Raw genomic sequence first — 22675 nt, forward strand, 5'->3', positions numbered from 1 at the left:
CCCCTACTCGAACAGCAGCCCGGCCGGGAGCGGCACGCTGAGCTGGTAGACGAACAGCAGCTGGACGAATGCGACGACGCCGACCACGACACCGGCGAGGATGCGCCAGTCGCGCACTCCGCCGAACCACAGGTGGCCCAGCAGGTACAGCGCGGTCGCGGGCAGGAAGCCGATCACCTGGAGCAGCGCGATGTAGGCGACGACGACCAGCAGGGTCAGGGCGGGGCCGCGCAGCACACGGCGGCTCCACTCGCCGTCGCCGCGGGCCGAACCGGTGGTGGCGGTCTCCGGGGCGGGGGCGGAGCCGTCGGTGTCCGAGGCGGTGCCGGTGCCCGGTTCGGTGCCGGCGGTCGCGGCCGCCCCGGGGACGGCGGGCGAGCGGAGGGCGCGCACCGTGATCGCGACGGCCAGCACCAGCAGCAGTGCGAGGACACCGCGCGGCCAGGCGGCCGCCTGGGCGGATAGCCCCAGCGTGTAGGCCAGGAAGCCGAGCGAAACGGCTATCAGCGCCAGGCCGAGGATCAGGTCGGGCGACGGCGAGCGCCCTGTGCGCGCTCGGGTCGGCGATGGGGTCGAACTGGACATGGTCGGTCTGCTCCTCACACCGGCCCCGTGGCTGCGGGCCGGGATGCGGCGGGCTGCGCGGACGCTGCGGACACGGGGACGGCAGGCCGCCTGGTAATGGGTGTGCGGGACGGGCGGTGCGGGCGGTGCGGGCGCGGAGGCGCCGCCTCGGGGCGGCGCCCGCGGTCACGCGGCTCGCACCCGGCGGTTTCGCGGCCGCCGAACCCGGCTAAACGGAGACCTGGGGGCCCCAGATGTACTTCCTGCCGATGCGGCGGGTGGTCTCGTCGTCCTGGGCGATCATCTTCCGGTAGGCCTCGGGGGCCCGGTAGTCGACCTCCAGCCCCTGCTTGCCGAGCTCCGCGGTGTGCTCGGGGTCGGTGATGGCCTTGCGGCAGGCGGTGCTGAGCGTGTCCACCAGGCCCGGATCGAGGCCGGCCGGACCGGCGATCCCGCGCGAGGACCACGACTCGACGCCGGGGAAGCCGGCCTCGGCCAGGGTCGGCACGTCGGGCAGGTACTCGGAGCGTTCCGGGCTGTTCTTCATCACCGCCACGACCTTGACCTCGCCGGACTCGTGGTGCGAGGTGAGTTCGCCGACGTTGGCGAAGACGACGTCGACGTTGCGGCCGAGCAGGTCGGAGATCCCGTCGGCGGAGCCCTCGTTGTGCAGGACGCTGAACCGCGTCCGGTACCTGTCGCTGAGGCGCAGCGAGGCGTAGTGGTCGTCGCTGCCCACTCCCGTGGAGGTGACGATCAGCTCGTTGTCCTTCGCGTGGGCCATGAGCTCTCCGATGTCGCCGAACCGCTCGTCCTCGGGGTGGATGGCGATGGCGCCGTAGTCGGTCACCTGATTGGCGATGTAGGTGAAGGAGTCGGGGCCGACCTCCTCCCGGCCCAGGCGCGGGTCGAGGTAGCCGGTCATGAAGTTCGGTGAGTTGACGAAGCCGAGGGTGTAGCCGTCGGGGTCGGCCCGCACGATCTCGTTCCAGCCTGCCCATCCTCCGCCGCCGGGGCGGTTGACGATCTGGATCTCGCCGCCGAGCCGCTCCTCCAGGAAGGGCTGCAGGATCCGGGCGCCTACGTCGGTGCCGCCGCCCGCCGCATAGGCGATGACGACCTGGATCGGCCGCTGCGGGTATCCGCCCCCACCGCCGCTTGCCGCTCCGCAGCCGCTGAGCAGGCCCCCGGCTGCGGCGCCGGCCAGGCCGAGTCCGCCCGCGCGCAGGAAGTTCCTGCGGTCGATCGCGGGTGGTCGTGGTGGTGGCGTTGGCTTTTCGGGCACGCCGAATCTCGCCTCCTTGGAATTTGGCATACCTCTCCTGAGGAGCCGTGGTGAAAGGCGGCGCGTGCAGCGGGGGGTGGGGGCCGCCCCCGGTCGCGGAGGGCTCAGCCCTCGGTCGACTCCTGCTGCTGCGCGAGGAACTTGATCATGGTGGCCTCACCGGCTTCGAGGTGACCGATGAGCGCGGTGCGGGCCGCAGTCAGGTCCTTTCTTCCGATCGCCTCGCAGACGTCCGTGTGCTCGCTGACGACCTCGGTCATCCGGCCCTCGTAGCCGGGCGCCAGATAGTGCCGGATGCGGTGGATCTGCTTCTCGTTGACGGCGTAGAAGCGCTTCAGCCGCGAGTTCCCGGTGAGCGAGACGATGCGCTTGTGGAATGCGTGGTCGCGCACGAGGTACTCCTCGTAGGGCCCGGGAGGGCCCGGCCGCGGCGCCTCCTCGAAGAAACCGGCGAGCTCGCCGACGATCTCCTCGTCCCAGGTCTGGGCCAGGTTCTCCAGGCCGGCCGGCTCCAGCAGCCGGCGCACCTGGTACAGCTCGCGGACGTCGTCCACGTCGAACCCGGCGACGGAGTACCGCCCCCGCACGCGCACGGCGAGGCCCGCGGACTCCAGGCTCTGCATGGCGTCGCGGATGGGTGTGCGGCTCACACCCAGCGCCTCGGAGAGCTGGCGGTCCACCAACGGGGTGCCCGGTGGCAGTTCGCAGCGCACGATGGCGCCCTCGATCGCCTCGTAAGCGGTCTCGCTCATCCGCGAGGTCTTCAGCGGCCCGTGAGCACGCATGGGGGCTAGCGCGTCCATGTGACGCACGGTACATTGCGTCTCGGACCGCAACAAGGGGATTTGGAATACCAAATTCCAAACCGGTGATCGGGAGCACCGGGGCGCTCGCCGCTCCGGCCCCGGGACCGGCCGTTACCAGGGGATTCGGAGTGATGGCAGATGTCGGACGAGGGGACGGGCGGCCCGCGGGCGGTTGCGGTCGCGGCCGTCGAGGCGCAGGTGGCGCGGGTGCCGCTGGAGCAGGCGACGGCGTTCGCCACCCGTCGCGTCACCGCCCGGGACTACGTGCTCGTCACCGTCACCGGTGACGACGGCGTCACCGGGCACGGATTCTGCTACGCGGGCAGCAGCGGGGGCGAAGTGGTGCGCACCGCCGTCACCGAACTGCTCGCCGGGGTGCTGCTGGGGCGCGACCCGTTCCTGGTCGAGCGGATCTGGCAGGAGATGTACCAGGAGGCGCTGCTGCACGGCCGCACCGGCTCGGTCATGCGGGCGATCAGCGCGCTCGACATCGCCCTGTGGGACCGCAACGCCCGTGCTGTGGGGCTGCCCCTGCACCGCATGCTCGGCGGCTACCGCGCCGAGACCGTGCCCGCCTACGCCAGCGGCGGCTACTACCTGCAGGACAAGACTCCCGAGGACCTCGGCGCGGAACTGGCCGCCTACGTCGAGAGCGGGTTCCGCGCCGTCAAGATGAAGACCGGCCGGTTCTCCCCCGCCGAGGAGGAGGCCCGGGTCGCGGCGGCGCGCTCGGCCGTGGGCGGCGACGTGCTGCTGATGCTCGACGCCAACAACGCCTGGTCGGACCTGCCGGGGGCGCTGCGCACCATGGAGCGCCTGGCGCCCTACGACCCGTTCTGGATCGAGGAGCCCTTCAGCCCCGACGACGTCGACAACCACGCCCGACTGGCCCGCGCCACGCCGGTACCGGTGGCCACGGGCGAGATCGAGGCGGGGCGCTGGCGGCACAAGGAGCTGCTGGAGAAGGAGGCGGCGGCCGTCCTGCAGACCGACGCCGCCGTCTGCGGCGGGATCACCGAGTTCCGCAGGATCGCGGCGACGGCCGCGAGCCACGGCGTCCCGGTGGCCCCGCACTGGTTCCACGACCTGCACGCGCACCTGGTGGCCGCCACCCCGAACTGCACCTACGTCGAGTTCTTCCCCGACGACCGGGTGCTCAATTTCCGCCGGCTGGTCGACACCCAGCTGGAGGTGCGCGACGGCGAGCTGGTGCTGCCGCAGACACCGGGGCTGGGCTTCGGCTTCGACCCCGATGCGCTGGAGCGCTACACCGTCCCCGGCTCGGCGGCCACCGCGTCCGCGGCCTGAACCGCGCGCCGCGCCCCGCACCCGAACACGGGCTGCGTGGCGCAGCCGGGCGCCGGCTCACCGATCAGCCGAGTTCATGTTCACCGAAAGGAGCACGATGGCAGAGGACAACGCACCGCGCCGGTCGGCGGTCGTCATGGCTGGGACACGCGGCCTGGGGCAGGCCGCCGCGGCCGAACTGCTGCGCGGCGGATACCGGGTGACCGTCTGCGGCCGCGACGGCGCACGTCTGGAGGAGGCGGTGGCCGAACTGGGCGAGGTCGCCGGGGCCGAGGCGGTCACCGGTGAACGCGCCGACGTCTCGGCGGCCGAGGACGTCGAGCGGCTGGTGGAAGGCGCCGTCGCGCACTACGGCAGGCTCGACACGCTCGTCGTCAACGCCGGAGGTCCGCCGCCCGGCGACTTCGCCGACGTCGGCATGGAGGACTGGGACACCGCCTACGCGCTCACGCTGCGCAGCGCGGTCACCGCGATCCGCGCGGCCGTCCCGGCCATGCGCGAGGGCGGCTTCGGCCGCATCGTGATCATCGGCTCCTCCAGCGTCCGGCGCCCCATCGGCGGACTGGTGCTGTCCAACGTCTTCCGCCCGGCCCTCACGGGGCTGGTGAAGTCGCTGGCCGTGGACCTGGCGCCGGAGGGCATCACCGTCAACATGGTCTCGCCGGGCCGGATCGACACCGAGCGGGTGCAGACCCTGGACGCACGCAAGGCCGAGCGCCAGGGCACCGCCGCCGAGGAGGTCCGCAGGGCCTCGGAGTCGGCCATCCCGGCGGGCCGCTACGGCCGCCCCGAGGAACTGGGGGCGATGGTCGGCTTCCTCGCCGAGGAGCGCGCGAGCTACGTCACCGGGCAGAGCCTGCTGGTAGACGGCGGCCTCGTGCCCACCCTGCCCTGACCCCGGTCCGCCGACCGGCCATCCGGGGCCACCCGCACCGGGTGCTCCGGCCGGCGCCCCCGGCAGAGGGGCGCCGGCCGGAGCACCGCCACGACAGCCACCCCCGCGCCGGCTCGCCATCGCCGCCGGCTCCCCCGGTCCGCCCTCGCGGGCCGCTCGACCCTAGGAGGATCATGTACCTGGCCACCGCACGCACCCCCGGCGGCGAGACGCCGGTCGTCGTCGACGAGAAGCGCGGCCTCGCCCCGGCGGCCGACGTGCTTCCCGGCGCGCCCGCCACCGTGCTGGAGGTGATCGAGCGCATCGCCGAACCGGACTTCGTGGCCGCCGTCCGCTCGGCCCCCGACTCGGTGTTCGCTCCGGTCGGCGAAACCGCGTTCGCCGCCCCCTACACGCGGCCGCGCAAAATCTGGGGCATCGGCCTGAACTACGTCGAGCACGCCTCGGACCTCACCGAAGCGGTCCCCGACGAGCCCGCGTCCTTCATGAAGGGCGACCACACGATCATCGCGCCGGGCGAACCGATCCCGCTGCCCGCGCAGAGCGAGCGGGTGACCGCCGAAGCCGAACTGGGCCTGGTCATCGGCCGCGAGTGCCGCCAAGCCGCCGACGAGGACGCGCTCGACCACGTGTGGGGCGTGTGCACGGTCCTGGACCAGACGGCCGAGGACATCCTGGCCCGCAATCCGCGCTTCCTCACCCGCAGCAAGAACTTCCCCGGGTTCTTCGCCTTCGGCCCGGCCATCGTGCCCATGTCGGAGGCGCTGGCGGGCGCGGGCTCCATCGACGAGCTGACCGTGGCGACCCTGATCAACGGCGCGGACCACCGGGTGAACACCGTCGCGCACATGCGCTACTCGCCCGCGTTCCTGGTCGGCTTCCACAGCCGGGTGATGCCGCTGTTCCCGGGCGACATCATCTCCACGGGCACGCCGGGCGCCGTGCACATCCGACCGGGCGACGTCGCGGGCTGCCGCATCCCCGGAGTCGGCGAACTCGCCAACCCGGTCGTGCAGGGGAGCTGACAGGCGCCGGGGACCCGTGGGCGTCCGGCCGCGACCGGTCACCGGCCGGGGCAGGCGGCACAGGCCGACTGTGCGGCCGCCGCCCCGGCCGGTCGGGCCGCGCAGAGACGCGGCGGCAGGAGCGTACCGCGCGCCCATTGCGCCGGGGCCTCGTCGTCGATCCCGGCGGCGCAGCCGGACCCGCTCGCATACATCGCGGGATGTAGGCCGGGTGCGGCGCCGAGTCGGACGCCGCCGCCCACGGCGTGGCCCTAACGTCTCATCGTGTGAAGCGGCTTCCCGCACTTCCGCCTCCCGGAGGCCGTGCGGGACACCGGAATCAGCACGCGAAGGGACGGCACGGACGATGGAGAGCCGAGGCGGCGCGAAAGGCGGAGTGCGGCGGCTGGGGCTGCCCTGGTGGGGGATCGTCGGCCTGGCCGCGCTGGGGGCGCCCCGCGCGATCGCCCACGATCTGGACCTGGTGGGGCCGGCGCTGAATTCGGTGCTGGTGTTCGCGCCGGTCGTCGTGTGGATCGCCGCCGTGGTGCTGATGCGGGTGCCGCGCCCACTGCTCGCCCTGCTCGCGGTGGGCGCGGTCTACGGTGTGCTGCTGGGCGGAGTGCACCAACTGCTGTGGGCGCAGAGCTTCGCAGGTGAGCCGCCCGCGCTGGGCGGCAACCTCGCCGGCGCGCTGCCACCGGCAGTGGAGAGCGGGGTGCTGCGCGCCGCCGCGTTCCTCAGCAGCGTCGTCACCGGCGTCCTGGTAGGTGCGGCGAGCGGAGCGGCGGCCTGGCTGCTGTCCCGCGCCCTGCCGGCGCGGGCGCAGTAGGCACTGCCCGCCGCAGGCGGCCTTTGGCGACCACCCCGGTGCCGTGGCCTGGAAGGAGGCTCCTCCGGGCATGAGCGGACCATCCGCCGTCGAGTACGGCCAGGCTTGGACGCACGGCGGGGTCCGCCCCGGTGCCTGGCCGCCCCGCTCACATCGACGTTCGGACTGTTTTCGAACGGATGCCGATGGGTAGCCGAATTCCCAACCCGCAGGGTGCTACCCGTTGCCCTGGGGCCAGTGTGGCGGGACGCGTACCGCGGACGCGCCCCCACACGAATGCTTTACAGGGCGGCCGCCCCCAGTGGAAGCGGGGCTTGCTCGGGCCGACCTCCGACAGTGGGGGCGCCCGGGCGGGTCCCACCGGTCGGCGTTGCGCCGCACCGCGGACCCGGCGGGATCACGCCAGGACGCGACGCTCGTAGTCGGCGGCCGCGCGTAGGAGGGCTCCGTCGGCGCCGTGGGCGGCGACCAGTTGGAGCCCCACCGGGCAGCCGTCCGGCAGCAGGCCCGCGGGCACGGTGATGGCGGGATGGCCGGTCAGGTTGAACAGCCAGGTCAGGCCGACGGACATCGCCTCACCCGGCCCCTCGGGGCCGTGCGGGGGGTTGGGTGTCGCTGGTGTCGCCAGCAGATCGGCGGCGGCGAGGGACTCCGCCAGGCGCGCCTCGTCGCGGCGCTCGGCCGCCGCGGCCCCGGGCGAAGGTGCCTCTCCCGACCGGGCGCGCCGCGAGTGCCACCGCGCTCCGGGGTCGGCGAGGTCGAGGCCCGCCTCCTCCACCGCGAACCCGGCGCGCTGCGCCCACGTGTACAGGGCGGCGCCCGCCGTGCGCTCGACGCCGGGGTCGACGCTGTTGAACCCCAGATCCGCCGACCACGCCACTCGCCGGGGCGGCGCCGGGCCTGCGGCGGCCGAATCGCCACCGTCGTGCTCGTGTTCCCCCAGCACCACGCGGCGGTACAGAGCGACGTCGGCGACACAGCGAACGATGGGGCCGCCGACGGCCAGACCGGCGGAATCGCGTGCGGGAAGCAGGCCGGTCGTCGGCTTGTACCCGATCACGCCGCACCACGCGGCGGGGATCCGGGTCGAACCGGCGCCGTCGCTGCCGGTGGCCAGCGGCACCATACCGGCCGCCACAGCGGCTCCGGAGCCGGCGGAGGAACCGCCGGGGCTGACGCCGCGCCGCCGCGGGTTGGCGGTCGGTCCCCGGTCGGTCGCACCCCAGGTCCGCCACGGCGTTCCCGGGCCCGGCACCGCCGTCGCGCCCACCGGCACCGCACCCGCGGCCATCAGCCGCCGCGCCTGGTCGGAGGCGGCGCCTTCGGTGGCCTTCACGCCGATGGGCACTCCGGCCAGCGGCAGATCGGCGCCGCGCGCCACGCGGGCGTCGACGGCGGCGGCCCGCTCGCGTGCCCACTCCGCCCAGACCTCGGTGAAGGCGTTGATTTCGACGTCCAGCCGCCGGACCGCCTCCAGAGCCCCCTCGACCGCCGCGCCCGCGGTCGTCTCCCCGCGCACGACCCGCGCCGCCACTTCCCCCGCGAAGCCCCCGCCCATACTGTGCACAGCGGCATTCTGCCCCACCGCCGATCCGGTCCTTCGGGCGGGCACGGCGACGGGAGCCTACTTCCCCCGCCACGTCGGAGGGCGCTTCTCGGCGAACGCGGCGACGGCGTTGCGGAAGTCCTCGCTGCCGTAGGCCCGCTCGATGATGTCGCGGTCCTCGGGGAGGTTGGCACGGCGCAGCCGGCGCACCGACTCCTTGGCCGCCCACATGCTCAACGGGGCGTGCTCCGTGAGCGTCGCGGCCAGCTGCGCGGCTTCGGTGTCGAGGTCCTCCTCGGCGGCGATCCGGGTGACGAACCCCGCGGTGTGGGCTTCCTCGGCGGTGAGCAGCCGCGCGCTCAGCAGCATGTCCAGCGCCCGGGCCGGGCCCAGGTGGTCCACCAGCAGCGCGTGGGTGGGCATCGCCAGGCAGTTGCCCAGGGTGCGGGCGATGGGCACGCCGAAGCGAGCCGAAGGCGCGGCGACGCGCAGGTCGCAGACGGCGGCGATGACCAGGCCGCCACCGACGCAGTATCCGCGCACGGCCGCGATCGTGGGCACCTGCACCGCGGCGAGGCGCTCGACGACGGCGCCCATGCGCTGCTCGTAGGCGACGCCGTCGGCGCCGTCGGTGAACCCGGCGAACTGGCCGATGTCGGTCCCGGCCACGAAGGCGGCGTCCCCTGCGCCGGTGAGCAGCAGGACACGGATGCCGTCGTCGGCGTCGGCCCGTTCGCACGCCTCGGCCAGACCGTCGTACATCGCCCAGGTCATGGCGTTGAGCCGGGCGGGCCGGTTGAACGTCACCGACAGCACCCCGCCCCGGGACTCCACCAGGAGTTCCGGTTCACCGCCGCCCGCCCCCGCGCCGGTCCCCGACTCCTGCGCCGATGCCGCCTCCGCCGCCGTGTCGTCGCTCATGTGCTGCCTCCCCTTCGGCTCACGCCTCCCACTGCGCCCGACGGCCGCTCCTGCCGCCCGCCGGTCTGCAGGGCATTCTCGCCCGAGGGGCTTCCGCCGCGGACAGCCAGGGCGGCGTTTGCGCGCCGAGGGAGGCCGTCAGCGCACCGCGGACGGCGGATGGACGCACGCGGCGCCGAGGCCGCCGCGCCTCACCGCTTCCGGCGGGCCCCTCCGCGCAACCGCTGGAGCAGCAGCGCGAGCAGTCCCGCCAGCGCGCCCCATACGGCATTGGTCAGCAGAACCGGCACGATCGCGATCGGGCTGGCGAGCGGACCCTGCAACTCCCCGTCGAGCGCCACCGACAGTAAACCGCTGAGCAGCATCGCCAGCACCGCGTAGGCCAGACCCGCGCAGACTAGCGTCAGCACCGGCTGGTCGACGCGGAACAGTCCCACGACGGCGATCCACACCAGCGAGACCGCGACGGTCGCGAGAACGGGGGCGGCCACGTCGACGCCCTCCACCTGGTCGGTGACGATGTTGAGCAGCGGCCGAACCAGCGCGAGGGCCCCCAGCCCCAGCACGAGCGGCCACTGCAGTCTCCTGATGTCCATGGGCACGACGCTAGAAACGGCCGGGTTCCCGGCGAATCGGCCTGCGCTCTCTGCTGCGGCCGACTCGGGGCGACTCCCGGATACGTCGGCAGGCGACACCCGGCACTGCGCCCGGCCTCGGTGACCGGAGCCGGCACGCTCCGCGGGGCGGCGGACTGGACGGGGCGGCTGTGCGATCTTGTCGGTCTGCCGGGTGGCGTGGTCTTCACTGGAGAGCGGCGGCGGGGCGGGGCCGGCGGCCACCGGCCCCGGTGCTCGCCGGTTGGGCACCCGACGAGAGCGGCCCGGGTCCGCTGGGCGGCCTTGTGGTCTGCCGAGCGGCGGGCGGCCTGACGGGGAACGGCGGCGGCGAGGGCACCGGTGGGCCGGTTCCGCGGTCATCGGGTCGTGTGCTCGCCGGGGCCCACCCGACGAGCAGAGGCGAGGACTGCGGACGGTCGGACCCGCGGTCACCGGATCGGATGCCCGCCGGTTGAGCACCCGACGAGAGCCGCCCAGGTCCGCTGGGCGGCCTTGTGGTCTGCCGAGCGGCGGGAGGTCTGACGGGGAACGGCGGCGGCGAGGGCGCCGGTGGGCCGGCTCCGCGCCCATCGGTTCGGGTGCTCGCCGGTGGCAGCGGCCGACGAGGGCGGCTCGGGTCCGCTGGGCGGCCTTGCCGACCTGCCGGGAAGCAGGCGACCTGGGAAAGAGCGGCGGCAACGGCGGCAGTAGGCCGGGCCCGCGCTCACCGGTCCCGGTGCTCGCCGGTTGAGCACCCGGCGGGGGCGGCGACGACGCCGGCGGGGCCGGGCCCGCGGTCATGCGGCCGGGTCGGGGCCACGAGATGCACGTAGGTGCGGCGGCATCAGCCTGGGTGCCGCCCCGAGGTGCCGTCCTCGCACCTCTATTCCGCTATTCGAAACAAAGCGGGGTGTTTTGCCCACGAATGCCCGATTTCTCGGTGGGTCTGCCTCCGCGCTGCTGCGGCGAGGGCGCACGAGGCGCGCCGAATGGCGCGAAAACGCCCCCGGCGTCGACTTTTCGTGCACCTCGTGGCCGCTGCGCCCGCCGAGGCCGCCCGCAAAACGGGCAGGCCCCCAAAAGCTCGCCCCTTCGGGCGGTTGAGCCCTCGGCGGCCGCGCCCGGACGCAACCAGCGACGCGTCGTCGCCCCCGGCCCCCGATCCGGCGCACCCCCGGGACGTGTGAGCACCCCGCGACCGCGCCACACCACGCGGCCCTCCTGGCTGCGCGGGCCCGGCCGGAACACGGCGACACCCAGCCGGCCCACCGGCGCCGGTATGTCCCCTATGCCGGTCCATCCGGCGATGATCGCGAACTTATGACCGCGGAACACGCTTTCCTGCGACCATAAGTTCGCGATAGACGGGCCAAGCCGCGCCGAGCCCAACGCCGCCCCGCCGCCGCACGCGCCACCGGCGGGCACCCGATCCGACAACCGCGCGCCCGACCCCGTTGGTGCCCCTCCCCGCTGGCGCCGCGGAGCTCGGCGAAGCGCCACTAGGCTGAGCGGCATGAGCGCGGAGGCGTCACTGGCGGCCGGCGCGCGGACGCGGCCGGAGTTGCTGGAGGGGCTGACCGAACGCGAGGTGGAGGTGCTCGCCCGGGTGGCGGTGGGTGAGGCCAACGCCGAGATCGGGGTCAGTCTGCACCTGAGCACCGCAACCGCGCGCACCTATGTCAGTCGGCTGCTGCACAAGCTCGGCGCGCGCGACCGATCGCAGCTGGTGATCCTCGATTACGAATCGGGCCTGGTCTCGCCCGGCGGCGCGGAGCCGTCGTGACCGGCGTCGGAGGCGGGGGGCGGCGCCGCTCCCGAGCCTGCGGGAGCCCACTCCCGGGAGTCCACGGGCGAAAATCTGCGGGCGACGAGGACGTCGGTGGAGGAGTGCGCCAGAATCGAGATCACGATGGCCAGAGCCGCCAGGTGGAACAGCTCGTCGCTGCGGCTCAGGTCGGACTCCAGCACCAGCAGGCCGTAGACGACCGAGGCGAACCCCTTGGGGCCGAACCAGGCCACCGCGGTCGTCTCCCGCCGGCCCATGCCCGAACCGAGCAGGGCGAGCAGCATTGCGGCCGGGCGGGCGACCAGCAGCACCAGAAGCGCGAAGACCCACCCGGCCAGTGGGATCTCGGCGAGGAAGGACGGCGACATCAGCGCGCCGAACGCCAGGAGCGCGGCGAGCTTGAGCAGTTCGGCGATCGACTCCCCGAACCGGTCGAACGCCGCGCGCATCTCCGGGCTCGCCGTCGCGATGGTCACCCCCGCGGTGAAGGCGGCGAGGAACATGTTGGCGTGGGTGAGCAGGCACAGCGCCAGGATGATCAGCCCGATCGCGAACGCGCCCAGCGGCTCGTAGCGGGTGGTCGCGCTCAGCCACGGCAGGCGCTCCAGTCCGATCCCGAGCAGGGCGACGCCGACGCCGACGGCCACGCCCAGCCCCAGTTCGCCCGCGAGCAGCGCCGGGTGCGGCGGCTGATCCGCCGCCAGGGACAGCAGCACGACCACCACCGGCAGCGCCAGCCCGTCGTTCAGCCCCGACTCGACGTTGAGCAGGTGGCGGACGCGGTAAGGCACCCGTTCGCGTGCGACCAGCGCGGCGGCGAAGACCGGGTCGGTCGGCGAGAGCACGGCGGCGATCAGCAGTGCCTCCGGCCAGTCGAGGCCGACCAGGTAGCGCGCCAGCAGGGCGATCAGCGCGAAGGTGATGGGCATACCCAGCCCGAGGGCGCGGGCGGGCAGCCGCCAGTGGGCACGCAGGTCCTTGATGTCCAGCCGCATGCCGTCGGTGAACAGCACCGCGAACAGCGCGCCCTCGGCGAGCAGCCGTACCGAGTGGGTCCCGCCCGACAGCGGCACCAGCCCCAGGACCCCCTCCCCTAGCACGAACCCGGCGACCAGGAACACCACGGCGGTGGACAGCACCGTCCGGTGCGCGATACCCGAGACCAGCACCGCCAGGAACAGCACCACGGCGAAGGCCAGGACCAGCTCGATCAATGTCTGCACCTCTCAAGGCGCGGAGAGCGCCCCTGTGCGTCCTCGTCTGCCACGTCTGCGGGCGCGCCGGTCGCCCGACCGGCGCGCCCGCGCTGTCGAGGCGGGCGCCTACCCCGGAGTCCCCGCGGCCAATCGACGCGCAGGCGCCACGACCCCGGCGGGTGCAGCGGGGCGGGACCTCAGCCGAGGGCGTCGGCCCTGCCGGACTCGGCGGTCCCGTCCGCGGCGGCTTCGAGTACGGGGACCTCGATCTTGCGCATCGTGAACATCGCCTCCATGGCCCGCTTCGCCCGGGCGGGGTCGGGGTCCTGCATCAGCTCGCTCAGCCGGCGCGGCACGATCTGCCAGGAAAGGCCGTAGCGGTCCTTGAGCCAGCCGCACTGGCTCTCCACGCCGCCGCCCTCCAGCAGCCTCGCCCAGTAGTAGTCGACCTCCTCCTGGTCGGCGCAGTCGACGTAGAGCGAGATCGCCTCGCTGAACGTGAACTCGGGACCGGCGTTGAGGGCGATGTAGCGCTGCCCCGCCAGCTCGAAGGTCACGGTCTGCACCGACACGTCGGGGTCGGGCGCCGCCTTGCCGAGGTCGACGACCTCGACGATGCGCGAGTCGGCGAAGATGGAGGTGTAGAAGCGCGCGGCCTCCTCCGCCTGGGTGTCGAACCACAGGTGCGTCATGATCTTCTGCATTTGCTGCTCCCTCTGCCGCGCGGCCCCTGCTCGGGTCCGCTGTCTGGAGGCACCGCCGACGGCACCGCGGTGCTCGATCGGGTAGACCGGCCACGCGCCCGGAAGTCATCGCCGCGCGCGGGATTCTCTCTGCGCGCCTTCCCGGCCCGCTCCGCGGGGGCACCCCCGCTCTCCCCCTACCCCGCGGCAGGAAGTGCCGACCACGACCGCCCGAGCCCACCGGCCCGCGCACGGATCAGTCGATGCCGAGGCGGTGCAGCCGGACGCCGCCGAGGCGGCCGTCGGCGGCGGTGGCGGTCATGTAGGTGTGGTGGGGTTGGCGGCGGCGGTCGGTGGGCGAGCCGGGGTTGAGCAGCCGCAGCCCGATTTCGGTCGTGCTGTCCCAGGGAATGTGGGAGTGTCCGAACACCAGCACGTCGGCGTCGGAGAAGCGTGCGGCGCACCGCTTCTCCCGGCCCTTGGCCTGGCCGGTCTCGTGCACGACGGCCAGGCGCAGCCCTTCCAACTCGACCCGTGCCACCTCGGGCAGCCGGGCGCGCAGTCCGGGACCGTCGTTGTTGCCGTAGACCCCCACCACCCGGCGCGCCCGCGCCTGCAGGTCCTCCAGCGAGGCCAGGTCGACCCAGTCCCCGGCGTGGATCACCACGTCGGCCTGCGCCGCCTGGTCACAGACCTCGGCGGGCAGCTCCCGTGCCCGGCGGGGGATGTGCGTGTCGGAGATGATCAGCAGCCGCATGTGCGCCCAGCTTAGGCGCAGGTGCCGGGGCCGCGCACGCAGCACCCGGCACCCGCACCCCGCGGGCGCGGAGAGGCGGTCACCCCCGGGGCCGCACCCACACGTGCCGCGGGTGGTGCATCATCCAGCTCCGCACCGGAGCGGCGGCCGCCGAAGGCTCGTCGAGCGCGAGGTCGGGAAAACGCTCGAACAGGCGCCGCAGCAGGACCTCCAGCTCCAGGCGGGCCAGCGGCGCCCCCAGGCACAGGTGCGGGCCGTGCCCGAAGGCGAGGTGTCCGCGCGTCTCGCGCCCGACGTCGAAGGCCTCCGCCTCATCCCAGGTCCGCTGGTCGAGCCCGGCCGCCGCATAGGCCAGCAGCAGCATCTCGCCCGCAGGGACGGTGACCCCGCCGAGCTCGGTCTCCCGGGTGGTGTAGACGGCCGGAAGGACACTCACCGAGGTGTAGCGCCGCAACACCTCCTCGACCGCCTGGCTCCAGCCCACGGTCCCCCCGGTGACCCGGGCCAGCTGGTCGGGGTGGGCCAGCAGGGCCCGGACGGCATTGGCGGCCGCGCCCATGGTCGTCTCGAATCCGGCGATGATGAGCAGGAACAGGTTCCCGCTCAGCTCTTCGTCCGAGAGGCGGTCCTCGCCGTGGGCGGTGACCAGTGCGCTGGTCAAGTCGTCGCCGGGAGCGGCGCGCTTGCGGGCGATCAGCCTGGCGATGAAGGCGTAGGCGTCGGCGTAGACGTCGCCGTCGCTCAGCTCGAACAGGCGGCGCGCGATGCCGCCCAGGAGCGGGGCGTCCTCGTCGTCGACGCCGAGCAGGCCGACCAGCACGCCCACGGTCAGCGGCCAGGTGACTTCGGCCTTGACGTCGACGCGGTCGCGGCCCTCCAGGGCCGAGAGCAGTTCGTCGGTCAGCTCCTCGACGCGCGGGCGCAGCGCCTCCACCCGCCGCCGGGTGAAGTGGGTCTGCAACGGGCGCCGAGAGCGGCTGTGGTCGGCGCCGTTCTTGGCCAGCAGGCTCTGCACGCCGGTCAGCAGGGTCAGCAGCGAGTCGGACACCTCGACTTCGCCGTCGCGCAGCGCCCGCCAGTTCTCGTCGGCCCTGCCGCGGACATAGGTCTCCCCGCGGTCGGCGAGGACGGTGCGCAGTTCGCGGTCGCGCGTGACGGCCAGGACGCTCAGTCCCTCCAGATCCACCCGAACAACCGGCCCAGCAGCGTTGAGCGCCCGTGCGGTGGCGTCGCGGTCGAGGTCGTCGGCGTCGATGCGGATTGCGGTTTCCACAGGGCTCCTTGCTGTAGGGGGTCGGCGGGGGTGTAGCGGACGCGCAGCGAATGGACGCCGGCGATCACGGCCGCCGGCGCGTCGTCGGCGGTGTCGTCGGCCAGAGCCATGTCCGGTAGGCGCTGGTCGAGGCGCTGCACGGCCTTCTCCGCCATGGTCAGGGCCAAATCGCGGCCCCGTTCGGGGCAGCCGTGCTCGCCGAGGCCGAAGATCAGGTAGGAGCGGTTGGTCTCCAGGTCCAGGCGCGGATCGCGCCGCATAGCGTGCTGGGCCGGGCCGAAGCCGAGCACGAGGCAGTCGCCGGCGGCCAGGCGGAAGCCGCCCAACTCCACCTCGCGGGTGGTGAAGCGCCCGATGAGGGTGTGCAGCGGCGGAGCTTCCCACAGCGAGGCGTTGATGGTCTCGCGGATCGTGCGCACGGAGTTGATCTGCAGGTAGCGGTTGCGCCGGACCAGCAGGAGCCGGATCGTCTGGGCGATGGCCTGGGCGACGGGCTCGTGGGCGGCGGCGATGAGGAAGGTCAGGTTGTCGCGGACCTCCTCGTCGTCGAGGCCGTGTCCGATCAGCGCGGAGACGAGGTCCTGGCCCGCCCGCTCGCGGCGCCGCGCGATCAGGTCGTCCATGTACCGCTGGACCTGTGCGTGGGCGTGGGCGGCGTCCTCGTCGTAGTTCCACACCCGCTGCATGGCCGTGCACACGGCCAGCCCTTCGTCCTCTTCCATGCCGAAGAGCCTGCACAGTACGAGCAGAGGCAGGATCCCGCTGTAGCGGGCCACGAGGTCCACGGCGCCGTCTGCGCAGAAGGAGTCGACGATGCGGTCGGCGACCGCGCCGATCTCGCCGACGACGTAGCGCTCGGACATCGTGGTCAGGGAGGCCACCAGCGCCCGCCGGTAGCGCTCGTGCTCGGGCCCGTCGACGCTCCAGATGTTGCGCCGCGGTGTGTAGATCGCGCGCAGCGGCGAGGTCGCCGGAATGCGCCCGTTGTTGAAGTCGCGCCAGTGACGGACCTCCCCGGCGAAGACGTCGGGGGTGTTCAGGACGGTGCGGTGCACTTCGGGGGTGAGCATGAGCCAGCCGGAGACCCCCTCCTCCAGGTAGACCGGCGCCAGCCCGCGGGGGTACTCCGCCAGCAGCCGGTCCCAGAGGCTTGCGGGGTCGCTGAACGCGTGGGGGTCGTCGAGCCGCAGGGGGGCTGCCGGGAACTGCCGTGGTTGTGTCATGGCGAGTATCGCTTCGGGTCGAGGGGACGGGTACGGGCGGCGCATGGTCGGGAGTACGCGGAGCGGGGCTGCGCGATCAAGCGGGGAAGGGCACGGTTCCGGTGCAAACGGGTCGCAGCCGCACCGCATCGGCGGGGGTGCCGGCACTCGGCGCGTCGGCGCTCGTGCCGCCGGTCGAGCAGGACATCGGACTCCAGAACAGGCAAATCCAGGCGAATACGTACTCGGAAAATCGCCGCGTTTTCCGGCGCCGCCTCCGCGAAGGCGACCATACCGCAGCGCTCCCTCGGGCACCACCGGTGAAATTCCGGCACCGGCGCCTCGCGGAGTGGCGTGGAAACGAATCGAGAAAACGGCCGACGTGGAGCGTTAAGCCCCGCGTCGGAGCGGTTCCGCCCTACCGGATCAGCCGAAGCCATGCGCAGCGATTTCTCCCTGCGAGGCGAAGTAACACCGAACGGGATTCACCTTTCGGGTACGGAACCGCGCCTAGCGGATCGGAATTCCGGTGCCGCGAAATCCGTTTTCAACATAGCCGAGGAACGGCCTCTGACCTCGCAATTCCGCGGCGAACGCGGCCACTTCGCCCGGTTCCGCCCCGCTTGGGGAAGCCCCGTCACTGCATCGGCGCCACCCGCGGCCGGCGCGGCCTCCGCACCGACACGTGCACCGCGCGGCGACGGCGGCTTCGACCCTCGTACCCGGCGGCGCGCCGCGCCTGCGCCCACAGTCGGGCATTGACGGGCGCCCTAGGCCCGACGCAACATACATAGCGTGTCGGCCCGGTGATCCCGATGCTATGGGAGCGCTCCCATAGCCGGGGGTCGTTGCCGGGACGATGCGTGCGAGGCCGCTGACCGGTGCCGGAGAAAGGCCGCACATGCCACATCCCCCATCCCCCTACGCTTCTTCCCCGCCCACACCTCCGCCGCGGCGACGCTCGGCCGCCCGCCGGCGGGTGACCGCGGCGGCCGCCTGCGCCGCGCTGGCCGCCGGCCTGCTGGCGTCGCCGACTGCCACCGGAACGGCCGACGCCGCTCCGGACTTCAACTACGCCGAGGCGCTGCAGAAGTCGATGTTCTTCTACGAGGCCCAGCGCTCCGGCGAACTGCCCGAGGACAATCGCGTCAGCTGGCGCGGCGACTCCGCCCTGCAGGACGGCTCCGACGTGGGCCTGGACCTCACCGGCGGCTGGTACGACGCGGGCGACCACGTCAAGTTCGGGCTGCCCATGGCCTTCACCACCACCATGCTGGCCTGGGGCGCCGTGGAGAACCCCGGCGGCTACACGTCATCCGGCCAGATGCGCTACCTCAAAGACAACCTGCGCTGGGTCAACGACTACTTCATCAAGGCGCATCCGGAGCCGAACGTGCTCTACGCCCAGGTCGGCGACGGCGACGCCGACCACAAGTGGTGGGGCCCGGCCGAGGTCATGCCGATGGAGCGTCCGGCCTACAAGGTCGACCCCTCCTGCCCCGGCACCGAGGTGGCCGGGGAGACCGCCGCCGCCATGGCGGCGTCCTCTCTGGTCTTCGCCGAGGACGATCCGGACTACGCCGCCACGCTGGTGCGCCACGCCGAGCAGCTCTACGACTTCGCCGACACCCACCGCGGCGACTACTCCGACTGCGTACCCGCCGGGAGCTTCTACGACTCCCACTCCGGCTACCAGGACGAGATCGTCTGGGGCGCCTACTGGCTCTACCGCGCTACAGGCGACGAATCCTACCTGGACAAGGCCGAGACCGAGTACGACAATCTGTCCACCGAGCCGCAGACCGACACCCGGAGCTACCGCTGGACCATCGCCTGGGACGACAAGTCCTACGGCGTCTACGCCCTGCTGGCGATGGAGACCGGGAAGCAGCGCTACATCGACGACGCCAACCGGTGGCTGGACTACTGGACCGTCGGCGTGAACGGCGACCGGGTGCCGACATCCCCAGGCGGTCAGGCCGTGCTCGACACCTGGGGGTCGCTGCGCTACGCGGCGAACACCGCGTTCGTCGCACTGGCCTACTCGGACTGGCTGGACCAGGGCACCCGAAAGCAGCGCTACCACGACTTCGGCGTGCGCCAGATCGACTACGCGCTCGGCGACAACCCGCGCGACTCCAGCTACGTCGTCGGCTTCGGTGCCGACCCGCCCGTCAATCCGCACCACCGGACGGCGCACGGCTCGTGGCTGGACGACATCACCGCGCCCGAGGACAACCGCCACGTCCTCTACGGCGCGCTCGTGGGCGGCCCGGACTCCCCCGACGACGCCTACACCGACGACCGGCAGGACTACGTCGCCAACGAGGTCGCCACGGACTACAACGCGGGATTCTCCAGCGCCCTGGCCGCGCTCGTCGCCGACTACGGCGGTACCCCGCTGGCCGACTTCCCCGTCCCCGAGGAACCGGAAGGACCCGAGATCTACGTCGAGGCCGCGCTCAACCAGCCCGGCACGACGTTCACCGAGATCAAGGCGATGATCCGGAACAAGTCGGGGTACCCGGCCCGCATGCTCGACGAGGGCACGTTCCGGTACTGGTTCACCCTCGACGAGGGGGTCGACCCGGCCGCGATCGAGGTGACCTCCGCCTACAACCAGTGCGCCGACCCGGGCGGCGCCCGGCAGGCCGAAGGCGATCTGTACTACGTCGAGATCGACTGCACCGGCCAGGAGATCTACCCGGGCGGTCAGTCCGAGTGGCGCCGCGAGGTGCAGTTCCGCATCGCCGGCGGCGAGCACTGGGACCCCTCGAACGACTGGTCCTACCAGGGCGTCGGCGAGGAACTGGCTCGGGCCGAGAACATCGTGCTCTACGACGCCGGAGAACGCGTGTGGGGCACGGCCCCGGACGGCGGTGGAGACGACGGCGATGACGGCGACGGGGACGGCACCCCCGACACCGAGGCGCCCTCGGCTCCGGGCGGGCTCACGGCCGACGCGGCCACCGCCGGCAGCGTCTCGCTGAGCTGGCAGCCCGCCTCCGACGACACCGGCGTGGCCGAGTACACCGTGCACGCCTCGGCCGACGGCTCCGGCGAGCCGGTGGCCACCGTGGACGGCGCTCAGGCGACCGTCACCGGGCTGGAGCCCGATACCGAGTACACCTTCACCGTGCGCGCCCGCGACGCGGCCGGCAACACCTCGCCGAGTTCCGCGCCGGTCACGGCCGCCACCTCGGCGGAACCGGAGGCGGGACCGCTGGCGGCGCTGTACCGGGCGAGCGGCTCCGACCCCTCGGACAGCCAGATCCGGGCGCACCTGGCGGTGCAGAACACCGGCGACGCCCCGGTCGACCTGGGCCGGGTGAGCCTGCGGTACTGGTTCACCCGCGACGGCGGTTCCGCGGCGGAACTGGAGTCGCACTGCGACTGGGCGCAGCTGGGGTGCGGCGGTATCGCCCGCACCATCGGCGACGCACCCGCGGTGCCCGGCGCGGACACGTACCTGGAACTGTCCTTCGACGGCGGAACGCTCGAACCGGGCGGTTCGACCGGGCCGATCCAGATCCGGCTGAACCGGTCGAACTGGCAGGCGTTCGACGAGTCCGACGACCACTCCTACGACGGATCGGCCGCCTCGTTCACCGAGAACCCGAACGTCACCGTCTACGTCGACGGCGAGCCGGTCTGGGGCGCCGAACCGGCTGCCTGAGGCACCGCCGCAACCGGGCCGCCCCGCTCCCGCTCCTGCGGGACAGCGGGGCGGCCCGTGCCGTGCGGTGGCGGCGTCCGGCGGAAGCGCACCGCCGCGACGGTGCCGGGCCCCGTCGGTGGCGGGCGCCCGCTCGCACCCGGCCGCGGCCACATGCGGCCCCGGAGGGGGCCTGTACGAGCGCGACGGTCGGCCCGGTGAGCACCGGAGAAGCACGGCCGCGTCACTGCGGGCGCCTCCATGCGGCGAAAACCAGTTGACCTCAAGCTAACTTGAAGTCCTAGTGTCGGCGGTGCCGCTGGAGCGGGGAAGCCCGCGACCGCTCCGGCGCCCTCGACAGCCGCCGACGCAGAAGACCAGGTGATCGACCGTGAGCATGGAAGTCAGCGCGTGGACGTCGATGTACCACGCCGTCCACGCCCAGCGCGACCGCCGCCCGTTCTCCGCGGCGACCCTGCGCCGCATCGGCCGCTTCGCCCGGCCGCACCGGCGGGCGCTGGTGACGTTCGTGGTACTCAGCAGCGTCACCGCCGCGCTGGCGGTGGCGACGCCGCTGCTGGCCGGTCGCGTCGTGGACGCGATCATCGAGTCCGCGCCGCTGAGCACGGTGGTGTCCATCGCCGCGGTGATCGCGGCCATCGCACTGGCCGAGGCCGGCCTGGGCCTGCTCGCGCGCTGGTTCTCCGCCCGCATCGGGGAGGGCCTGATCCTGGACCTGCGCTCGGCCGTCTACGACCACGTGCAGCGCATGCCCATCGCGTTCTTCACCCGCACGCGCACCGGCGCGCTGGTCAGCCGCCTGAACAACGACGTCATCGGCGCCCAGCGCGCGTTCTCCGACACCCTCTCGGGTGTAGTGGGCAACCTCGTCACCCTGGCGCTGACGCTGGTGGCGATGTTCGCCCTCTCCTGGCAGATCACCCTGGTCTCGCTACTGCTGCTGCCGCTGTTCGTGCTACCGGCGCGGCGCATGGGCACCCGGCTGGCCCGGCTGGAGCGGGAGGCCGCCGACCACGACGCGGCGATGGGCACGCAGATGACCGAGCGCTTCTCCGCGGGCGGGGCGACTCTGGTCAAGCTGTTCGGCCGCCCCGAACAGGAGTCCACCGAGTTCCGGACGCGAGCACGGCGGGTCCGCGACATCGGCGTGCGCACCGCGATGGTGCAGACGATCTTCATGACCGCGCTGACCCTGGTCTCGGCGCTGGCGCTCGCCTTCGTCTACGGGATCGGCGGGTTCCTCGCGCTGCGGGGCACGCTGGAGGCGGGCGCGGTGGTGTCGCTCGCGCTGCTGCTCACCCGGCTGTACGCGCCGCTGACCGAATTGGCGGGCGCGCGGGTGGAGGTCATGAGCGCCCTGGTCAGCTTCGAGCGGGTCTTCGAAGTGCTCGACCTGGATCCGATGATCGCCGAGCGCCCCGATGCCGTCGCGGTGCCCGAGGGCGCGGTCGGGGTGGAGTTCGACCGGGTCTCCTTCGCCTACCCCAGCGCCGACAAGGTGTCGCTGGCCTCGCTGGAGGAGATCACCGCACTGGACACCCGCGGCGGCGAGCCGGTGCTGCACGATGTGTCCTTCCGCGCCGAACCCGGCCAGACCGTGGCGCTGGTGGGCTCCTCCGGCGCGGGCAAGTCCACGATCGCCTCGCTGCTGCCGCGCCTCTACGACGCCGACGGCGGAGCGGTGCGCCTGGGCGGTGTGGACGTGCGCGACCTGTCGTCGGCCTCCATCCGCGCCACGCTCGGCATGGTCACCCAGGACGGGCACCTCTTCCACGACACGGTGCGGGCCAACCTGCTGCTCGCCCGGCCCGAGGCCGACGACGCCGAACTGTGGGACGCGCTGCGCCGCGCCCGGCTGGACGGGCTCGTGGCGGAGCTGCCGCAGGGGCTGGAGACGGTCGTCGGCGAGCGCGGCTACCGCTTCTCCGGCGGGGAGCGCCAGCGGCTGACCATCGCGCGCCTGCTGCTGGCCCGGCCGCGGGTGGTGATCCTGGACGAGGCCACGGCCCACCTGGACTCCACTTCGGAGGCGGCCGTGCAGGAGGCGCTGGCGGAGGCGCTGGCCGACCGGACCGCGGTGGTCATCGCCCACCGGCTCTCCACTGTGCGCGCCGCGGACCAGATCCTGGTGGTGGAGGCCGGCCGAATCGTCGAGCGCGGCAGCCACGAGGACCTGCTCGCCGCGGGAGGGCGCTATCAGGTGCTCTACCGCACCCAGTTCGCCGACTCCGCCGGCGACGGGGCGGCGGACGCGGACGGCGGCGTCCTCGCCGCGCACGGACGCGAAGACGCCGAAGCCGTCAGCTGATCGTCGCAGGCGGTGGGCGCCCCGGGCCGCGGGCACA

Annotated in this window: 17 protein-coding genes and 1 pseudogene; 7 read left to right on the top strand and 11 right to left on the bottom strand. The window is 73.2% G+C overall.

Annotation, left to right across the window (positions count from 1 at the left end; all coding sequences use genetic code 11):
* Positions 1–3: 3 nt before the first annotated feature.
* The 3 genes from EKD16_RS15635 to EKD16_RS15645 all read right to left on the bottom strand — a co-directional run bounded on the left by EKD16_RS15635 (position 4) and on the right by EKD16_RS15645 (position 2652).
* Positions 4–585, bottom strand: coding sequence for a tripartite tricarboxylate transporter TctB family protein (locus EKD16_RS15635; RefSeq protein ID WP_131099067.1), 582 nt, complete (start codon positions 583–585; stop codon positions 4–6).
* 208 nt (positions 586–793) lie between these two features.
* Positions 794–1849 carry a tripartite tricarboxylate transporter substrate binding protein gene (locus tag EKD16_RS15640; protein WP_131099068.1) on the bottom strand — a complete coding sequence of 352 codons (1056 nt, stop codon included), beginning with the start codon at positions 1847–1849 and terminating at the stop codon, positions 794–796.
* A gap of 104 nt (positions 1850–1953) precedes the next feature.
* Entirely contained in the window at positions 1954–2652 is a 699-nt protein-coding gene (locus EKD16_RS15645) for a GntR family transcriptional regulator (RefSeq protein WP_131099069.1), read from the bottom strand.
* A gap of 141 nt (positions 2653–2793) precedes the next feature.
* Here EKD16_RS15645 and EKD16_RS15650 point away from each other — a divergent pair, with 141 nt between their 5' ends.
* From EKD16_RS15650 to EKD16_RS15665, 4 genes are all read left to right on the top strand, one after another.
* Positions 2794–3963 carry a mandelate racemase/muconate lactonizing enzyme family protein gene (locus EKD16_RS15650; protein ID WP_131099070.1) on the top strand — a complete coding sequence of 390 codons (1170 nt, stop codon included), beginning with the start codon at positions 2794–2796 and terminating at the stop codon, positions 3961–3963.
* Positions 3964–4060: 97 nt separating this feature from the next.
* Positions 4061–4858 (top strand): SDR family oxidoreductase, encoded by a 798-nt coding sequence (locus EKD16_RS15655; RefSeq protein ID WP_131099071.1) that lies wholly within the window; start codon positions 4061–4063, stop codon positions 4856–4858.
* Positions 4859–5031: 173 nt separating this feature from the next.
* The gene (locus EKD16_RS15660; RefSeq protein ID WP_207391319.1) at positions 5032–5883 is read left to right on the top strand and encodes a fumarylacetoacetate hydrolase family protein; all 852 of its coding nucleotides are present in this window, start codon (positions 5032–5034) and stop codon (positions 5881–5883) included.
* A gap of 346 nt (positions 5884–6229) precedes the next feature.
* Positions 6230–6694, top strand: a complete 465-nt coding sequence (locus EKD16_RS15665; RefSeq protein ID WP_131099072.1) for a hypothetical protein — start codon at positions 6230–6232, stop codon at positions 6692–6694.
* A 397-nt stretch (positions 6695–7091) separates the two neighbouring features.
* Here the strand turns inward: EKD16_RS15665 and EKD16_RS15670 are convergent, their stop codons facing one another.
* From EKD16_RS15670 to EKD16_RS15680, 3 genes are all read right to left on the bottom strand, one after another.
* The gene (locus tag EKD16_RS15670) at positions 7092–8252 is read right to left on the bottom strand and encodes an amidase family protein (RefSeq protein WP_131102616.1); all 1161 of its coding nucleotides are present in this window, start codon (positions 8250–8252) and stop codon (positions 7092–7094) included.
* A gap of 66 nt (positions 8253–8318) precedes the next feature.
* Positions 8319–9161, bottom strand: a complete 843-nt coding sequence (locus tag EKD16_RS15675; RefSeq protein WP_131099073.1) for an enoyl-CoA hydratase/isomerase family protein — start codon at positions 9159–9161, stop codon at positions 8319–8321.
* 191 nt (positions 9162–9352) lie between these two features.
* Positions 9353–9757: a hypothetical protein gene (locus EKD16_RS15680; RefSeq protein WP_131099074.1), complete on the bottom strand. Its 405-nt coding sequence runs from the start codon at positions 9755–9757 to the stop codon at positions 9353–9355.
* Between the two features lie 1513 nt (positions 9758–11270).
* Between EKD16_RS15680 and EKD16_RS15685 the strand changes: the two genes are divergently transcribed.
* Positions 11271–11540, top strand: coding sequence for a response regulator transcription factor (locus EKD16_RS15685; protein WP_131099075.1), 270 nt, complete (start codon positions 11271–11273; stop codon positions 11538–11540).
* Here EKD16_RS15685 and EKD16_RS15690 read toward each other — a convergent pair.
* From EKD16_RS15690 to EKD16_RS15710, 5 genes are all read right to left on the bottom strand, one after another.
* Positions 11495–12757: a cation:proton antiporter domain-containing protein gene (locus EKD16_RS15690; RefSeq protein ID WP_207391320.1), complete on the bottom strand. Its 1263-nt coding sequence runs from the start codon at positions 12755–12757 to the stop codon at positions 11495–11497. The two genes, EKD16_RS15685 and EKD16_RS15690, sit on opposite strands and share 46 nt — an antisense overlap.
* Positions 12758–12936: 179 nt before the next feature.
* Positions 12937–13443, bottom strand: coding sequence for a VOC family protein (locus EKD16_RS15695; protein ID WP_131099076.1), 507 nt, complete (start codon positions 13441–13443; stop codon positions 12937–12939).
* Positions 13444–13678: 235 nt separating this feature from the next.
* Positions 13679–14179, bottom strand: coding sequence for a metallophosphoesterase family protein (locus tag EKD16_RS15700; protein ID WP_131099077.1), 501 nt, complete (start codon positions 14177–14179; stop codon positions 13679–13681).
* 79 nt (positions 14180–14258) lie between these two features.
* Positions 14259–15452, bottom strand: coding sequence for a cytochrome P450 (locus EKD16_RS15705; protein ID WP_131099078.1), 1194 nt, complete (start codon positions 15450–15452; stop codon positions 14259–14261).
* Positions 15347–16675 (bottom strand): cytochrome P450 family protein, encoded by a 1329-nt coding sequence (locus EKD16_RS15710; protein WP_131099079.1) that lies wholly within the window; start codon positions 16673–16675, stop codon positions 15347–15349. The genes EKD16_RS15705 and EKD16_RS15710 overlap by 106 nt, the downstream gene beginning before the upstream one ends.
* Positions 16676–17555: 880 nt before the next feature.
* Between EKD16_RS15710 and EKD16_RS15715 the strand changes: the two are divergent.
* A pseudogene (locus tag EKD16_RS15715) lies at positions 17556–20195 on the top strand (glycoside hydrolase family 9 protein); the annotation flags it as partial.
* 511 nt (positions 20196–20706) lie between these two features.
* Positions 20707–22638 (top strand): ABC transporter ATP-binding protein, encoded by a 1932-nt coding sequence (locus EKD16_RS15720; RefSeq protein ID WP_242677442.1) that lies wholly within the window; start codon positions 20707–20709, stop codon positions 22636–22638.
* Positions 22639–22675: the final 37 nt, after the last annotated feature.

The organism is Streptomonospora litoralis, from assembly GCF_004323735.1.
Taxonomy (GTDB): Bacteria; Actinomycetota; Actinomycetes; order Streptosporangiales; family Streptosporangiaceae; genus Streptomonospora; species Streptomonospora litoralis.

What these genes read in the sequence shown, in the direction of transcription:
- EKD16_RS15680 (WP_131099074.1), bottom strand. Translation starts at nt 9,757, where the DNA reads ATGGACATCAGGAGACTGCAGTGGCCGCTCGTGCTGGGGCTGGGGGCC.
- EKD16_RS15665 (WP_131099072.1), top strand. Translation starts at nt 6,230, where the DNA reads ATGGAGAGCCGAGGCGGCGCGAAAGGCGGAGTGCGGCGGCTGGGGCTG.
- EKD16_RS15675 (WP_131099073.1), bottom strand. Translation starts at nt 9,161, where the DNA reads ATGAGCGACGACACGGCGGCGGAGGCGGCATCGGCGCAGGAGTCGGGG.
- EKD16_RS15720 (WP_242677442.1), top strand. Translation starts at nt 20,707, where the DNA reads ATGGAAGTCAGCGCGTGGACGTCGATGTACCACGCCGTCCACGCCCAG.
- EKD16_RS15710 (WP_131099079.1), bottom strand. Translation starts at nt 16,675, where the DNA reads ATGACACAACCACGGCAGTTCCCGGCAGCCCCCCTGCGGCTCGACGAC.
- EKD16_RS15645 (WP_131099069.1), bottom strand. Translation starts at nt 2,652, where the DNA reads ATGGACGCGCTAGCCCCCATGCGTGCTCACGGGCCGCTGAAGACCTCG.
- EKD16_RS15635 (WP_131099067.1), bottom strand. Translation starts at nt 585, where the DNA reads ATGTCCAGTTCGACCCCATCGCCGACCCGAGCGCGCACAGGGCGCTCG.
- EKD16_RS15700 (WP_131099077.1), bottom strand. Translation starts at nt 14,179, where the DNA reads ATGCGGCTGCTGATCATCTCCGACACGCACATCCCCCGCCGGGCACGG.
- EKD16_RS15685 (WP_131099075.1), top strand. Translation starts at nt 11,271, where the DNA reads ATGAGCGCGGAGGCGTCACTGGCGGCCGGCGCGCGGACGCGGCCGGAG.
- EKD16_RS15670 (WP_131102616.1), bottom strand. Translation starts at nt 8,252, where the DNA reads ATGGGCGGGGGCTTCGCGGGGGAAGTGGCGGCGCGGGTCGTGCGCGGG.
- EKD16_RS15650 (WP_131099070.1), top strand. Translation starts at nt 2,794, where the DNA reads ATGTCGGACGAGGGGACGGGCGGCCCGCGGGCGGTTGCGGTCGCGGCC.
- EKD16_RS15660 (WP_207391319.1), top strand. Translation starts at nt 5,032, where the DNA reads ATGTACCTGGCCACCGCACGCACCCCCGGCGGCGAGACGCCGGTCGTC.
- EKD16_RS15655 (WP_131099071.1), top strand. Translation starts at nt 4,061, where the DNA reads ATGGCAGAGGACAACGCACCGCGCCGGTCGGCGGTCGTCATGGCTGGG.
- EKD16_RS15695 (WP_131099076.1), bottom strand. Translation starts at nt 13,443, where the DNA reads ATGCAGAAGATCATGACGCACCTGTGGTTCGACACCCAGGCGGAGGAG.